At 36.4% G+C, this 15,051-nt stretch carries 21 protein-coding genes; 13 read left to right on the forward strand and 8 right to left on the reverse strand.

All coding sequences use genetic code 11. The features are described 5' to 3' along the window. The first annotated feature begins 165 nt into the window (after positions 1-165). From CDZ92_RS19560 to CDZ92_RS19835, 3 genes are read left to right on the forward strand one after another with little or no spacing between them, the layout of a single operon-like run. On the forward strand, positions 166-363 hold the full coding sequence (locus CDZ92_RS19560) for a hypothetical protein (RefSeq protein WP_141395194.1): 198 nt from the start codon (positions 166-168) through the stop codon (positions 361-363). Between the two features lie 24 nt (positions 364-387). Beyond that, positions 388-924: a histidine phosphatase family protein gene (locus CDZ92_RS03570; RefSeq protein ID WP_096156898.1), complete on the forward strand. Its 537-nt coding sequence runs from the start codon at positions 388-390 to the stop codon at positions 922-924. A gap of 19 nt (positions 925-943) precedes the next feature. Next, on the forward strand, positions 944-1,084 hold the full coding sequence (locus tag CDZ92_RS19835; protein WP_176483701.1) for a hypothetical protein: 141 nt from the start codon (positions 944-946) through the stop codon (positions 1,082-1,084). A 325-nt stretch (positions 1,085-1,409) separates the two neighbouring features. Here CDZ92_RS19835 and CDZ92_RS03575 read toward each other — a convergent pair whose 3' ends face one another. The 4 genes from CDZ92_RS03575 to CDZ92_RS03585 all read right to left on the reverse strand — a co-directional run bounded on the left by CDZ92_RS03575 (position 1,410) and on the right by CDZ92_RS03585 (position 4,322). Next, the gene (locus CDZ92_RS03575) at positions 1,410-1,838 is read right to left on the reverse strand and encodes a ferritin-like domain-containing protein (RefSeq protein ID WP_096153602.1); all 429 of its coding nucleotides are present in this window, start codon (positions 1,836-1,838) and stop codon (positions 1,410-1,412) included. A 185-nt stretch (positions 1,839-2,023) separates the two neighbouring features. Further along, positions 2,024-2,938, reverse strand: coding sequence for an alpha/beta hydrolase (locus CDZ92_RS03580; protein WP_096153603.1), 915 nt, complete (start codon positions 2,936-2,938; stop codon positions 2,024-2,026). Between the two features lie 286 nt (positions 2,939-3,224). Continuing rightward, positions 3,225-3,356, reverse strand: coding sequence for a hypothetical protein (locus tag CDZ92_RS20205; RefSeq protein ID WP_255249773.1), 132 nt, complete (start codon positions 3,354-3,356; stop codon positions 3,225-3,227). 54 nt (positions 3,357-3,410) lie between these two features. Then, positions 3,411-4,322, reverse strand: coding sequence for a hydroxymethylglutaryl-CoA lyase (locus CDZ92_RS03585; protein WP_176483702.1), 912 nt, complete (start codon positions 4,320-4,322; stop codon positions 3,411-3,413). 139 nt (positions 4,323-4,461) lie between these two features. Here CDZ92_RS03585 and CDZ92_RS03590 point away from each other — a divergent pair, with 139 nt between their 5' ends. Genes CDZ92_RS03590 through CDZ92_RS03600 form a run of 3 tightly spaced genes read left to right on the forward strand, consistent with a single transcriptional unit; the run spans position 4,462 to position 7,045 of the window. Further along, positions 4,462-5,649, forward strand: coding sequence for an acetyl-CoA C-acetyltransferase (locus CDZ92_RS03590; protein WP_096153607.1), 1,188 nt, complete (start codon positions 4,462-4,464; stop codon positions 5,647-5,649). Positions 5,650-5,669: 20 nt separating this feature from the next. Further along, on the forward strand, positions 5,670-6,359 hold the full coding sequence (locus tag CDZ92_RS03595; RefSeq protein ID WP_096153608.1) for a CoA transferase subunit A: 690 nt from the start codon (positions 5,670-5,672) through the stop codon (positions 6,357-6,359). Between the two features lie 17 nt (positions 6,360-6,376). After that, positions 6,377-7,045, forward strand: a complete 669-nt coding sequence (locus CDZ92_RS03600) for a CoA transferase subunit B (protein WP_096153610.1) — start codon at positions 6,377-6,379, stop codon at positions 7,043-7,045. A gap of 74 nt (positions 7,046-7,119) precedes the next feature. On the opposite strand, the gene CDZ92_RS03605 is transcribed toward CDZ92_RS03600, so the two are convergent. Next, entirely contained in the window at positions 7,120-7,581 is a 462-nt protein-coding gene (locus CDZ92_RS03605; RefSeq protein WP_096153612.1) for a DUF4362 domain-containing protein, read from the reverse strand. A gap of 200 nt (positions 7,582-7,781) precedes the next feature. Between CDZ92_RS03605 and CDZ92_RS03610 the strand changes: the two genes are divergently transcribed. After that, positions 7,782-8,045, forward strand: coding sequence for a YqkE family protein (locus tag CDZ92_RS03610; protein ID WP_096153614.1), 264 nt, complete (start codon positions 7,782-7,784; stop codon positions 8,043-8,045). Positions 8,046-8,088: 43 nt separating this feature from the next. Here CDZ92_RS03610 and CDZ92_RS03615 read toward each other — a convergent pair whose 3' ends face one another. Together CDZ92_RS03615 and mciZ are read right to left on the reverse strand one after the other, a co-directional pair. Beyond that, on the reverse strand, positions 8,089-9,003 hold the full coding sequence (locus CDZ92_RS03615; RefSeq protein WP_255249774.1) for an aldo/keto reductase: 915 nt from the start codon (positions 9,001-9,003) through the stop codon (positions 8,089-8,091). A 103-nt stretch (positions 9,004-9,106) separates the two neighbouring features. Further along, positions 9,107-9,238, reverse strand: coding sequence for a Z-ring formation inhibitor MciZ (gene mciZ / locus CDZ92_RS03620; protein WP_096153618.1), 132 nt, complete (start codon positions 9,236-9,238; stop codon positions 9,107-9,109). 73 nt (positions 9,239-9,311) lie between these two features. Here mciZ and CDZ92_RS03625 point away from each other — a divergent pair, with 73 nt between their 5' ends. Both CDZ92_RS03625 and CDZ92_RS03630 read left to right on the forward strand, forming a co-directional pair. Further along, positions 9,312-9,863 (forward strand): NUDIX hydrolase, encoded by a 552-nt coding sequence (locus tag CDZ92_RS03625; protein ID WP_096153621.1) that lies wholly within the window; start codon positions 9,312-9,314, stop codon positions 9,861-9,863. Between the two features lie 11 nt (positions 9,864-9,874). After that, positions 9,875-11,044, forward strand: coding sequence for an endonuclease Q family protein (locus tag CDZ92_RS03630; protein ID WP_096156899.1), 1,170 nt, complete (start codon positions 9,875-9,877; stop codon positions 11,042-11,044). A 288-nt stretch (positions 11,045-11,332) separates the two neighbouring features. Here CDZ92_RS03630 and CDZ92_RS03635 read toward each other — a convergent pair whose 3' ends face one another. Then, complete coding sequence (locus CDZ92_RS03635; protein WP_096153622.1) at positions 11,333-11,896, reverse strand: GNAT family N-acetyltransferase; 564 nt, start codon at positions 11,894-11,896, stop codon at positions 11,333-11,335. Between the two features lie 297 nt (positions 11,897-12,193). On the opposite strand from CDZ92_RS03635, the gene spoIIM reads away from it, so the two are divergent. The 4 genes from spoIIM to xerD all read left to right on the forward strand — a co-directional run bounded on the left by spoIIM (position 12,194) and on the right by xerD (position 14,792). Continuing rightward, positions 12,194-12,835, forward strand: coding sequence for a stage II sporulation protein M (gene spoIIM / locus CDZ92_RS03640; protein WP_096153624.1), 642 nt, complete (start codon positions 12,194-12,196; stop codon positions 12,833-12,835). Positions 12,836-12,948: 113 nt separating this feature from the next. After that, positions 12,949-13,413 carry a ferric iron uptake transcriptional regulator gene (fur, locus tag CDZ92_RS03645; RefSeq protein WP_096153626.1) on the forward strand — a complete coding sequence of 155 codons (465 nt, stop codon included), beginning with the start codon at positions 12,949-12,951 and terminating at the stop codon, positions 13,411-13,413. A 254-nt stretch (positions 13,414-13,667) separates the two neighbouring features. Continuing rightward, positions 13,668-13,895 carry a YqzK family protein gene (locus CDZ92_RS03650; RefSeq protein ID WP_096153628.1) on the forward strand — a complete coding sequence of 76 codons (228 nt, stop codon included), beginning with the start codon at positions 13,668-13,670 and terminating at the stop codon, positions 13,893-13,895. A 6-nt stretch (positions 13,896-13,901) separates the two neighbouring features. Continuing rightward, entirely contained in the window at positions 13,902-14,792 is an 891-nt protein-coding gene (xerD, locus tag CDZ92_RS03655; RefSeq protein ID WP_096153630.1) for a site-specific tyrosine recombinase XerD, read from the forward strand. The last annotated feature ends 259 nt before the right edge of the window (positions 14,793-15,051 follow it).

The following is a 15,051-nucleotide window of genomic DNA, read 5'->3' on the forward strand; positions in this document are numbered from 1 at the left end:
CAAATGCAGCAATAAAAGTGCAACAAGAGCTTGAAAAAAAGAGAGATCTAGTAAAGAATGCAGTAGATAAATAAATCTTGTTCAGTCTTTATATGTGTAATGATATCATAGCTACATATTTTGCTTGTTTAGAAGTTTCGGACTTAGAACATATCCTAGAAGGAAATGATAGGTTTTAGAGTACCGTTAGTGAAAGCAAAAGTAACTTGTACAAATAAATCAATCGAAAAGGGATATGGAAAAATCTTTGAGTTAAAAAATCTCTATCGGAAAAGAAGATTCAAACCATTTTTGATTGTAGTTGTTTTCTTTCATCCAGGAGATTGTAGAGATATTAATTCCGATTCAAGGATAGAAGCATAAAAGTGCTAGATTGGAGTGAGGAAGATAATTTACTGTATAAGACATGGCCAAACAGACCTGAACAAAGAAAAAAAATTACAAGGTAGACAAGGTATGCCCTTAAATGAAGAAGGATTATTCCAAGCAAATAATTTAAAAGAAAAATTAAAAGACATAACATTCGATTATGTATACTCTTCGCCTCAAGAAAGAGCCATTCAAACAGCAGAAATAGCAACTGGGTTAAATGCGATTATTGATGATAGATTAGATGTTTTTGATTTAGGAGAAGCAAACACACTAAAAACGCAAGAAGTAAAATGGGCGGGAGCTATTCCAGATTCAAACGTTTATGAAGGAGTAGAAGATCCTCAAGCCTTTGTTCAAAGAGTGTTTCATTTTATGAGCGAGTTGAAGGAAAAACATGGTGATAGAGAAATGAATATCTTATTATCTGGCCATAGATGTACAACAGGTGCTATAGGAGCTTATTTCTACGGTATTCCTGAAGATAAGAATATCATAATGTATTCATCTGATAATGGGGAATATAATATATATAGTTTTAAATTAAATAAGTAGTTAGAGAGGGTGGAGAAAGATGGAGTTAATCGCTATTCTGTTTCCGACAGTCATTGTGATCGTTTTACTATATTCATTTTGGAAAGTGAAAAAGAAAAGGAAGTTGCCTTCCAATAACTATACTCCTTTTGATGATATTACCGAGGGGAGAAAAAAGTAAAACAGGATTAGAGTCAATATAAGCCTGTTTTGCTTTTGTTAAGTTATCTGACAAATTAATGTTATTTCATACGGGTGAATACAGTGAGCTAACGAATCGTTCATATATTATGTCCAAAGGTTCCAAATTTCAGATGAAGTTAAAGGTACATGGTGATTAGTTGTTTCCACTTGTAAACCTCCATTGCTTAATAATGCTCGGCCAAAATTCCTTGTTTATACATAAACTTTCCTTTTTTTATAAGAGTATGTATTAAAACAATTAAATAAATATGAAAATTAGTTGGAGAGTTAAATTTATATGAAAAGAGGAATAGCCTAAATGGTTAATCCTCCAAATGTTCAGCTAATAATTTTCGATGACGTTCGTGCTCATCCAAAATGGTTTGAATCATACTTTTGCTTACTTCATCTAAATCACCACGAACGAACTTTTCCATCATTTCCGAACCTAACTCTTCTCCTTTCATGGCACCTTTTATTAAGTCAATCTTGTTTTTAGGAAAACCTTTTAATGATGAGATTCCTTCTTGAATAGAACCAGTGAAACCAACATCGTCCACCGCTTTCCCTCCAAGGTTTTGAATTCGTTCGGCAACGGTCATTGCATGTTTCTTATGGCTTTGCTGAATGGCTTGAAGTGTTTTTTTCACAGACGCATCTTCTGCATTTTCAATATATTGTTCATACGCATGAATTCCCATAAATTCGCCTTTTAAAAACTCATTTAATTCTTTTACCGTTTCGTTTTCCATTTAGAGTACCCCCTAATCTATTAATAGTATCTCTATTGGAGAGAAAAAAATGTGCAAGCTCTTCTATAAAATTTTGTTGTTTTGAATATGAATTTTGGCCGTTCCTTTCGCTCCAATCCACTTAAGATTAAAATTAAAAGCAAACAGCCAAGTACAAAAAAAGGATGCCTGACAGGGCACCCAAGTTAATGGAAGTTGTTTTCCTCTAAAAATTCTTCAATCGTTTTTTCGTATTCTTCCCGATTTTCCGAATAGCTCATCGCATGAAGCCCATTTTTAGCTAGGTATAACTTTTTAGCTCCTTTCTTCTTTTCGAAAAGTTGTTGTGTCATCAAAACCGGAATATAATCATCTGTCTCACTATGAATAAACAAAATCGGATTGTTTATATTTTCAATAACGGAAATAGGAGAAACGTCTTTTAACGAATATTTGTCCCTTAATCTTAAGAAAGAAGTAGCAATTGGCATGACTAACGGTTTCGGAACTTTAAATTCAACTTGGAGTCTGTATGCAAGTTGCTCTTCTAGGTCTGAAAAAGGACAATCGGCGATGTAAAAGTCAGCTCCATCTTCTAAATCGCCTGCATAAAGTAGTAATGTTGCCGCACCCATCGATTCTCCGTGAATTCCAATGATACTGTCTGGACCAGCGATTTCTTTCACTCTATTCACAACTGCTTTTAGGTCATGCTTTTCATAAAAGCCATAACTCGTCGTCTTACCACCACTTTTTCCGTGTCTACGGTGGTCATAAATAATGGCATTCCATCCACGTTTTAGGAAAATGTTCATGTACTTTATCGAATTTAATGTATTTTGGGTAACTCCGTGGCAAAAAATCATATATTTCTTTGATCCTTCCACTGGTATGAGCTCTCCATAAATGTCATAACCGAATGGAGAAGGGATGGTGAGAGGTTTTTTCGGAAGTTTCGCATACTCTTGTTCATTGTAATGCCCAAGCGTTGTTTCCCTCTCAATGATTTCTTCATTCGTCTTCCGTTTAATGTACATTACTTTGTTCGTGAAAAAGAGGCCAATAATTAAGATGTAGGAAATGATAGTCCCTAAAATAATGAAAAGTCGCTTAAGTTTCATTTAGATTCACTCCAGCTATTTTTATCTATATTTTACCATTATTTTATACAGTTTAAAGAGGGGCATTGAAATTGTTTTATTTACTGAATGTTGTCCAGTGGGATTAATCTGGAATCATAGATTAGATGAGGACCACTTTAGCAATAGAAAGATGAAGATGGTCCTCATAGACAAATTAGGAACTATATTAGCTTTTTGTAAAAGAAAATCACGGACCACATAGACAACAAATATAACGCACGACAAAAAATATAAAAAACCACAGAAAAATCTGTGGCCTAATTGATTACTGCTCTGAATTTTGTCGTTTCGTCGGGTGTGAAGCACGTTCAACCTCTTCTGCCGAAACAACTTGTTTCACCTTTTCTGAATTTGGTTGTCCTTTTTGCCCTTTAGTAGCTCGATGTTTTGCCGCCATTTCAATCAACTCCCTTTCACATACTACAGTTAATGTGACAAGAGAGACTAACTTTTATGCATTTTGCGCAGCATTTAACTCGGCAAGCTTATAATACTTACTTTCATATTTCTTACTCAAATGAGGTTCCAAACTCTCCAAAGCTGCTACTACATCATCTAAACTAACGCCTGTTTCAATCCCTAAAGCACTTAGCATATACACAACATCCTCTGTCGCGACATTCCCAGAAGCACCTGGCGCAAATGGACAGCCGCCTAGCCCTCCAGCTGATGTGTCAAAACGATCCACTCCAGCTTGAAGTGCAGCAAATACATTGGCAACCCCCATTCCACGAGTATCATGAAAATGTGCGGTTACCATGACGGAACTTAATTCCTTCTTTAAGATAGAAAAAAGCTCGAACACTTCTTTCGGATTAGCCATTCCAATCGTATCAGCCACACTTAGCTCATCCACACCAATTGCCTCAAATCGTTTACATAATGCAACTACATCATCTACGTTCATTTTCCCCTCATATGGACAGTAAAAAGCAGTCGAAATACATGCACGCACAAAATAACCTTTTGCTTTTAACTCTTCAATATGTGGAGTTAACTCTAATAAGCTTTCCTCCGTCGTTTTATTAATATTTTTTTTATTAAAAGAGTCACTCACTCCGACAAAAACAGCTGCGTTTTTACAATCTGTTTCATACAATTTTTCAATTCCCTTTTTATTGGGAACAAGCACAAAATCGCGTACAGTCCCTCCAAGTGTAGCGGAAATGACAGAATTTGCATCGGCCATTTGTGGCACCCATTTTGGTGAAACGAAAGAAGTTAGCTCCATTTCACGTAACCCAGCAGATTTTAAACCTTGAATGAAGTTAATTTTCACTTCAGTTTCAATAAAATCTTTTATATTTTGCAATCCATCACGTGGGCCGACTTCAATAATCGTTACTTCTTTAGGCAAGTTCATAAAAATTCCCCCAGCATATCATTTTCTTTTATTCTAGTAATACATGTATAATAATTGCAAGAATAATAGAAACTTTTTAAATAAAAAAGGAATTTCGACAAGAATAAAGAAATATTTTAAGGGAAGGGAGATGGATTCATTGTCAACAAAAGATGTAGTTATTGTAAGCGCTGTCAGAACAGCAATAGGAAGTTTTGGGGGTTCACTAAAAGATGTATCAGCCCCAGAACTCGGAGCAACGGTTATTAAAGAAGCATTAAATCGAGCTGGGGTAAGCCCAGATATGGTAGACGAAGTTATTATGGGGAATGTATTACAAGCTGGTCTAGGGCAAAACCCTGCACGCCAAGCGGCGATAAAAGCTGGTTTACCTCAAGAAGTTAGCTCTATGACAATAAATAAGGTATGTGGATCTGGTTTAAAAGCAGTTCATCTTGCAACACAAGCTATAATAGCAGGAGATGCTGATATTGTAGTTGCTGGTGGAATGGAAAACATGTCTCAAGCTCCTTACTTACTAAAAGGCGCTCGTGATGGATATAAAATGGGCGATCAAAAAATGGTCGATAGCATGGTTAGTGACGGATTGTGGTGTGCATTCAATGATTACCACATGGGACAAACGGCAGAAAACTTATGTGAAAATTATCAATTAACGAGAGAAGAGCAAGATGAATTTGCAGCATGGAGCCAACAAAAAGCAGAAAAGGCCATTCAAGACGGCAAATTCCAAGATGAGATTGTGCCAGTAAGCATTAAAAAGAAAAAAGAAATCATTTCATTTGATCAAGATGAATATCCTAGAAGTGGCACGACAGCAGAAAAATTAGGTGGATTACGTCCAGCCTTTAAACGTGACGGTTCCGTTACAGCTGGAAACGCTTCTGGTATTAACGACGGAGCAGCAGCTGTTGTTGTTATGAGCAGAAAGAAAGCAGAAGAACTTGGTATTACACCACTTGTAACAGTAGTTGCTAATGCAAGCGCAGGAGTAGACCCAAGTATCATGGGGATAGGACCAGTATCCGCTGTGCAAAAAGCTTTAAAGAAAGCAAATACAACACTTGACAATATTGGTTTGGTAGAAGCAAATGAAGCATTTGCTGCTCAAGCACTAGCAGTTGGAAGAGAACTTTCATTTGATAAAGAATTGTTAAATGTAAACGGTGGTGCCATCGCTCTAGGTCACCCAATCGGTGCAAGTGGAACTAGAATATTAGTAACACTTATTCACGAAATGAAGCGTAGAGAAGTAAATCAAGGTCTTGCAACACTTTGTATCGGTGGCGGACAAGGTGTCGCTACTATAATTGAAAACTTTAGGTAATAGAGAAAGGGGACTACAGGATGAAGCCAGTTTATTCTTCTTTTGTAGAAGCGGTAAAAGATATTCAAGATGGTGCAACCATTATGGTAGGTGGATTCGGCCTATGTGGTATTCCAGAAAACTTGATCTTAGCTCTTGTTGAAACAGAAGTAAAAGATTTAACAGTTATCTCAAACAACTGCGGTGTGGACGAGTGGGGACTAGGGTTACTGCTGAAAAATAGACAAATCAAGAAAATGATCGGTTCATATGTTGGAGAAAACAAAGAGTTTGAGCGTCAAGTTTTATCAGGTGAACTCGAAGTAGAATTAACACCACAAGGAACACTTGCTGAAAAAATCCGTGCTGGTGGTGCAGGCATTCCTGCTTTCTATACACCTGCTGGAGTAGGAACTCCAATTGCAGAAGGGAAAGAAATTCGCACTTTCAACGGAAAAGAGTATGTACTAGAAGAAGCTTATACGGCTGATTTCAGTTTAGTTCGTGCTACAAAAGCGGACAAAATGGGGAACTTAGTGTACAACAAAACAGCTCGAAACTTTAACCCGATGATTGCTGCTGCTGGTAAAGTGACGATTGCCGAAGTAGAAGAATTAGTAGAAATCGGTGACATCGATCCGAACGAAGTACAAACTCCGAGTATTTATGTGCAACGATTAATCGTAGGAGCACAAGAGAAGAAGATTGAAAGATTAACAGTAAGAGACTAAGCGAGGAGGAGAACACATTGGCAAACGAAAAATTTCTTACTCGTGAAAAAATAGCGAGACGTGCTGAAAAAGAAATCGAAAGTGGTTTTTACGTAAACCTTGGAATCGGAATGCCTACACTTGTGGCAAACTACATATCCGACAATAAACAAGTTGTATTGCAATCGGAAAATGGACTTCTTGGAATCGGACCTTATCCAAGTAAAAACGATGTGGATCCTGACTTAATAAACGCTGGAAAAGAAACAGTAACTGCTATACCAGGTGCTGCTTATTTTGACAGTGCAGAATCATTTGCCATGATTCGCGGCGGACATGTTAACATAGCAATCCTTGGTGGAATGGAAGTAAGTGAGAGCGGTGATCTAGCAAACTGGATGATCCCAGGGAAGATGATTAAAGGTATGGGCGGTGCCATGGACCTTGTTCACGGTGCAAATAGAATCATCGTCATTATGGATCATGTGAACAAAGACGGAGAAGCGAAAATCTTAAAAGAGTGCACGCTTCCGTTAACAGGAAAAGGTGTTGTCGACCGCATCATTACTGACCGCGCCGTAATAGACATCACTCCTGATGGACTAAAGCTTGTAGAAGTAGCAAAAGGTTATACTGTTGAAGACATCATCAACTCAACCGAACCTACTTTAATTGTTGGTGAGGATGTAGCATTAGAAGCATATTAATAACAAATAATTAACACTATATTTAGCAATAAAAAAGGCATTGTTACAATAACAATGCCTTTTTACTAGATTTTTTACTTCCAAATTACCAAAATGCTATTATCTCTATTGGTTTGGTCGCAACCTGTTAAATCGTAATCAGTTCTTCTTTCACCATCTTTAATCTCGATTGATTTGCAAGTTGCTGTGTTTATGCTACCAGAGCCAAAAGTATCTCTTCTTGTATCTGTCGTTGAAAGGATTATTTCACCATCATGCTCAAGGTCATGCAACATTGGGTCTCCTTCTTCTGTATACCTTACAACTCTAACTTTATCTTTCACACCTAGGTTCACGTTTTCTAGAAATGTTAAGAACTTATCTATGTTTGTAATGTCTCCATGCATATCTACTATATCCTCTGACGATTGAACATATTTAGGGATATTGTCTTGTCTTGTGTTGTTAGATGGTTCATTGCTTTGAATTATCTCATTTGATTGGCATCCTGAAAGAATAAATAGTAATGTTCCGATAAAAACAAAAATCTTTTTCATACTTTCCCTCCTAAAATAGCTACCTTTAATAAATTATATCATTTAATACGAAATCCTAATTAGAATAACCTGACATTTGAGTAGGTGTTGCAATCGCATCTTTTGTCTTATAAGGATTACAAAGACAGTGGTGTTTAAAAAGGAAAAATGATTAATAAACATGTTATAATATACAAAACAACTTACAGGAGTTATGCAAAATGAGCAAAAAACGTAAACAACAAAAGCATCAAGAAAATTTTACGAAATCCAAAAAAGAAGAAACACCAACTCTAAAAGATCAGCTACAAGACGATGTATTCTCTAAACTAAAATCAATGAAACAAAACCTACAAGACAAAGAAACTGCCAAACAAGAAGAGGAAGCCGCAAGAAAGAGAGAAGAAGCAAAACGGAAAGAGAAGAATAAATCTTTTGAAGATTTATTAAATGACAGTAACTTGAACTGGAAAGAATATAAATAAATAGAAAACCGCATCTGCCATTTAAAAGGCGATGCGGTTTTTCTTAATCTCGATGAGAACTATAAACGTTTTCTTTTGAGTTTGATTGTATCCACAAGTACTCTTCATCAGTTAGTGGACCGGCTAGAACTTGTTCCACATTTTCAAGTAGTTGGTTCATAGAACTAGCACCTGGAATAACTGCTGCAACTGCAGGGTGATGCAAACTATAGCGTAACGAAACATTGTTTAATGACTTATTTTCAAAATGATTTTTTAACTTTGGTAAGAAGGTAGTTAAATCATCGGTAGTGTAATCTAAGTATGTAGATCCATTTATCTTTTCAGTGAATTTATCTGTTAATAAACCTTTTGCTAGCGGTCCTCGTGCAATAACGCTAATATGATGATCATATAATAAGTCTAAGATTTGTTCCTCAGGTCTTCGGTCTAATATGCTATATTGCATCATAACAGATACGATATTCGATTTTTGCACATACTCCTTTATAACGTTTGGACGGATAGAAGAAATACCATAATATCTAATTACTCCTTCATCCACTAGCTCATCAAATGCTTCAATAGTCTCTTCCAAGTTGTCTTCCAATGTTCCACCGTGAAGTTGATATAAATCAATATAATCTGTTTGCATACGGTGTAAACTTTTCTTCACTGCAGATTTTATATAAGATTTAGAAGGATCCCAATCCCATCCAGACTTACCTTCTTCAAAACGGTTTCCAACTTTTGTAGCTAGAATAACATTGTCACGGTTTTCTCTAATGGCATTTCCAACGATAGCCTCATTTAAACCAAAATCATATAAGTCGGCGGTGTCCAAATAGTTTATTCCTATGTCTATTGCTTTCTTAACGATGTCAACTGCTTTCTTTTCATCCGTTCCGAGTGACATACAGCCTAGTCCGATTTCGCTAACAAATAAACTAGATTGTCCGATACGATTTTTTCTTAACAAAAAAATCCCCTCCTTGCTTGTTATTTTACATAACGCAGGTGAAAGGGACAAATTATAATACTTAAATTGAACTCGATTATTAGTGATACAAGATCGAATGTACTCATTTACTTTCTTTGAGCGAAATCCATTCTTGAACGGTATCATACATCTTGCAATATTCCTTTAACTTCTCCCTTATTTCCCATGCTTTTCCTACAAGCACAACACCATTTTCTCGCACCAATACCTTCATTTTTCATTCCTCCAACACTTGTATGGTAGAATGTATGTTGGATAAACTTGTCATAGAACGAGGAGTGGTAATGATGGATCATTTAAAAGAGACAACGATAAAAACCGAAAAACTATTTACTGGTCGAGTGATTGATTTATATTTAGAGGAAGTAAAATTACCAAATGGAAAAACGAGCACGAGAGAAATTGTTAAACACCCAGGTGCGGTAGCAATTATTGCGGTTACGGAAGAAAGGAAATTAGTACTAGTTAGACAATATCGAAAAGCGATGGAAAAGGCTCTAGTCGAGATTCCTGCAGGTAAGCTCGAAAAAGGCGAAAGCCCAGAGGTAACAGCATTAAGAGAACTTCAAGAAGAAACTGGCTACACTTGTGAATCTTTAACAAAGGTAATCAGATTTTATACATCACCAGGTTTTGCTGATGAGTTAGTACACTTATTCATTGCAAATGGTTTGAAAAAAGACACAGAAGTACATTCGTTAGATGAAGATGAGTTTGTGGATGTATTAGAAGTGACATTAGAAGAAGCGATACAGTTAATAGAAAAAGAAGAAATTCATGATGCGAAAACGGCGTTTGCTGTTCAATTTTTACAATTACAAAAAGTGAACGGAAAGTAATGCAAGACAAGTTGCATCGTTACTTTGTTGACCTACATATTCACTTAGGATCTACAAATACAGGCAAGCCAGTAAAAATAACCGCATCGAAAAACTTAACGCTTGAAAACGTAATAATAGAGGCTAGAGACAGAAAAGGTATGAACATGATTGGAGTGATTGATTGTCACGTTCCCGAAGTATTGCTTCAGCTTCGCAGGTGGCAAAAAGAAGGGAATTTAATAGAGGGTGAAGAAGGTGGACTGCACTTTCAAGAGCTTACCCTTATTTTAGGTTCAGAACTTGAAATCTACGATGAAAATTGTTCAGGGCCAATTCATGTTCTCATATACATCCCTACGATTGAAGGGATGTGGCAATTTTCTAATTGGCTAAGCGAACGGTTAAAAAATATCACGCTTTCCTCGCAAAGAGTATACGAAAATGCACAAGTGATTCAAGAAAAAGTGAAAGAGTTAAAAGGCTTATTTATCCCAGCGCACATTTTTACTCCTTTTAAAAGTATGTTCGGTCGAGGTGTAAGAAAAGAAATAACAGAGGTATTTAATCCAGAGTTAATAGACGGTGTAGAGCTAGGGTTAAGTTCTAATACAGAGATGGCATCTTCCATAAGCCAATTAAATGGCTACACATTTTTAACGAACTCTGATGCCCATTCTTTACAGAAAATTGGTCGCGAGTATCAAGTGATGCAAATGGCTAGTCCTTCTTTTGAAGAGCTAAGAAAAATTTTACATAACATGGATGGAAGAAAAGTGTTAACTAATTATGGGCTAAACCCCTACTTGGGAAAATATTATAAAACAGCATGTGAAAAATGCTTTTCACATAAGGAAAATGGTGTGATACAATGTGCTAATTGTGGTCATGAACGTTTCGTCAAAGGTGTTAGCTCAAGAATTGACGAACTTTCTGATCAACCCACTAAACTTGAAAATCGTCCACCATATATTCATCAAGTACCACTTGATTTTATTCCAGGTGTAGGTCCAAGAACTCTTTTAAAGTTACGGGAAACATTTCATACAGAAATGAACGTTTTGCATTACACAACAAAGGATCAATTGAGTGAGGTTGTTGGTGAAAAAATAGCCAATTTAATTGATGGTGCTAGAAAAGGAACTTTACAGTATCATGCAGGTGGCGCAGGGAAGTTCGGAAAAGTTTCTCCAGATAAATAAGAAGAGGCTGGAACAAAACTATTTTGAATGAAGAAAAATCCGAATGATTATCCAAAAAAAAGGATTACGTTCGGATTTTTAACTTTTCTAGCTGATGATTGGAGTGCAAGCCGTAGACTCCTGCGGGAAAGCGTGTTAAGTGAGACCCCACAGGCGCTTGCGCCGAGGAGGCTCACGAGACCGCCCGCGGAAAGCGAAGGCTTGCACTCCAATCATCTGCGGCTTAGAAGTCTTATTTTAATTATTCGGTTTTAAAGATAAGAAATTAGATTTGTCCCAGCCACTTTATTATTCTCTTATTTTTGAATAAATACAAGCATTTCTCAATGTTTTTCCATCCACTGCTAAACTTTCATTACGTAAAATCCCTTCTAATTCAAATCCAACTGTTTCTGCAACTCTTCTACTTTTTACATTAAGTTCATCACATCGTATTTCTACACGATTTGCTTCAAAATGTGTAAAAGCAAAATCCGTTAATGCTTGAACCGCTTCTCGCATGTAACCTTTTCCGCTATAACGAGAGTCTATCCAATAGCCTATTTCTACTTTTTTTGTCTTCCAGTCTAAACGGTGAAAACCTGTTGATCCGATGAAATAACCTTCTTCTTTATGGAAAATATGTAGCCTTAAATCTTTTCGTAGTAAAAATGCTGCATGCGCCTCGCGAATATTTGCTTCCATATCTTCCAAGGAAGAAAGCTCTTGCGCGAAAGGCATCCACGGTTGTAACTCTTTTAATGAATGTTTAACCGCATCGTGTACAAATGGGCCATCCCCAGGAAGAGGGATGCGAATAAACAACCGATCTGACGAAAACTCATGAGGAAAATCTAATAATACTGGATTCATCTATTTCCCTACTTTCAATTTTTTCATCTTATTAGAAAATTGTTGAGGTTTGAATATTAATAAGCTGTTGATTTCCGCGCAAACCGCAGACTCCTGCGGGAGAAGCGGGGAGCGGGAGACCCCGCAGGCGCGAAAGCGGAAGTTTGTGCGGAAATCAACAGCGGTGTTACAAAAAGACAATTTTCAACAGTATAGCACAGACAACAATCTAGTAAAATATGAAATTTCCAATTAATGTTGGAATATTTATAGGACGACTTCATACAATCTAGTAAGAGCTTAATAGGAGGAAATAGAATGAAGAAACAGACCAAGTTTTCGTCGATACTAGGACATGTTAGAGACAATTCCTCATTATACCTATTTGTCGTTGTGTTATTTTTCATGGGAGTCATTTTCGGCGCAATCGTCGTCAATAGTATGAACTTTTCGCAAAAGCAAGATTTGCTCGTGTATCTCAATCGCTTTTTTGGACAAGTATCCGAAGGTCAATTAGCAGATTCAAGAGAAATCTTTTTCCAAAGTTTCTTCAAACATATGAGATATGCCCTCGTAATGTGGGTGCTTGGCATCTCGATAATAGGTTTGCCCGTTATACTAATCTTGCTTTTCTTAAAGGGTGTAGTAGTGGGCTTTACTGTAGGGTTTATTGTAAGTCAATTAAGTTGGAAAGGATTTTTACTGGCGTTTGGCACCATTTTGCCTCAAAACCTAGTGGCAATTCCGGCATACATTGTTATTGGGGCTCTTTCAGTAGCATTCTCGATGAAAATGATTCGTCAGTTGTTTGTAAAAAAAATAACCGAGCCATTTTTTCAATCGTTCCTGCGCTACTCTATCATAATGGTCATTATCGTAGTAGTGTTAGGTGTAGCGTCGTTAGTCGAAGCATATTTCTCTCCTTTATTAATGAAATCAATAGTAAGTATATTAGATTAATTTTTATTAAATAATAATTATTTATACTTAATAAGAATGATTATATTTTTCTTTGACAGTTTCTTTTCTGTTCGCTAAAATATAGAAGATAGCGTTAGGGAGGGAACACATAGATGGAAAATAGAATTGATCGTATTAAAAAACACTTACACTCCGCAAGTTACAAATTAACTCCTCAGCGGGAAGCGACTGTTAGAGTACTACTAGAGCACGAAGAGGACCATTTAAGCGCGGAAGATGTATACCTCCTAGTTAAAGAAAAGTCCCCAGAAATTGGACTTGCTACTGTATATCGAACGCTAGAATTATTAACCGAACTAAAAATTGTTGATAAAATAAATTTCGGTGACGGCGTGTCCCGATATGACCTTCGTCAAGAAGGAGCTAAACACTTCCACCACCATCTAGTTTGTATTGAATGTGGTGCGGTGGACGAAATTCAAGACGACCTATTAGAAGATGTCGAAGCAATTGTGGAACGTGACTGGAACTTCAAAATTAAAGACCACCGCCTAACTTTCCACGGCGTATGTCACCGTTGCCAAGACGAAACAACTGAAGAAGAAACGAATGAATAACCTTTCCTAACTTCTATATTAGGGAAGGTTTTATTTTTTTGAGAGAGGTGATTTGTCTGTCGTGTGACCTAGATTGAGAATTGGCCCGATGTGAGAGCAAACTGGCCCGATCATATGGAAAATTGCCCTGATTAGTAAATGCTAGACCCAAAAATATTACTTTAACTCGCGAAAAATCTCCACATCCATGTATAAAACCACTCCAATTTGTCATACCTTTCTAATAGACATGCTTTAATCTATGGAGGTATACTATGAAATCTATGTTTGAATCCGTTTATAATACAATAAAAGTGTTTATTTTGTTTACAGGATGTACGATTCTTTTTTATTATGGTATTGTATGGCTAAACCAAGAATATGAGAATTACCACAGATACGATGTTCCAGAAGGAGCAGCCGTAAAAGTAACAAAAATGGTGGAGGAGAAGGACGACAGCTGGGTACAGCGTCTATTGTTTTTTTACCACTACGGGGAGTAGAAGTTCATGAAGGACCACTTACAAGATTTTTTGCACTTTTTATTAGTAGAAAAAGGGCTAGCGGATAATACAATTATTTCATACGAACGAGATTTAAAAAGCTATCTACAATATATAGAAAAAGTAGAAGGGATCACTTCTATTAACAACGCTAAACGAAACGAAATTTTACAGTTTCTTAAACATTGTCATGAAAAAGGAAAGTCTTCGAAGACGATTGCTAGGCATATTGCCTCCATCCGATCTTTTCATCAATTTTTATTAAGAGATAAAGTAACCGATCACGATCCAACTGTACATATTGATACGCCTCAACCAGAAGTGAAACTTCCTAAAGTTTTATCAATCGAAGAGGTACAAGCATTGCTTGAAGCACCGAAAACAAACACACCTATAGGTATACGAGATAAGGCGATGCTCGAACTTTTATATGCAACAGGAATTCGTGTGTCAGAGCTAACATCCCTTAAATTGAGCGATGCACATATTTCGATGGGATTTATCCGATGTATTGGAAAAGGGAATAAAGAACGTATCATACCTATTGGAAAACTAGCTCAAGACGCTATCGAGAAATATATTAATGAAAGTCGTCCAGCATTCAATAAGAAACAACAATCAGACGCACTTTTTTTAAACTATCAAGGAAATGCGTTATCTCGCCAAGGATTTTGGAAAATTCTTAAAACCTTAACAAAAGAAGCAGGCATTCAAAAAGATTTAACACCGCATACATTACGGCATTCTTTTGCCACTCATTTGCTAGAAAATGGGGCAGACTTGCGTGCTGTTCAAGAAATGCTTGGACATGCTGATATATCCACTACACAAATCTACACACATGTAACAAAAGGCAGATTAAAAGACGTCTATAGTCAATTTCACCCACGTGCTTAATTTTTCTGATAGAATAAGAGAGGTAAAGTTTACCTCTTATTCTACTTAATTTTTTGTAAAACAATTGAAAAATTGAAAGCGCTTGTATATAATTTAAGATGTCTGACTTCTGACAACTTATTTTTTGGTTATGTTATCCGAAAAAGGGGAAAATATTGTTCGTAAAAAGCTATACTAATAAATGGATAAATTAAAATATTAGGCTGTACTTAAACATAGTGTTATTTTTTGTAAAACTAGCTGTTGATTGTAGTGCATA

Source organism: Bacillus sp. FJAT-45066 (assembly GCF_002335755.1).
In the GTDB taxonomy this organism is placed as follows: domain Bacteria; phylum Bacillota; class Bacilli; order Bacillales; family Bacillaceae_I; genus Bacillus_CD; species Bacillus_CD alkalisoli.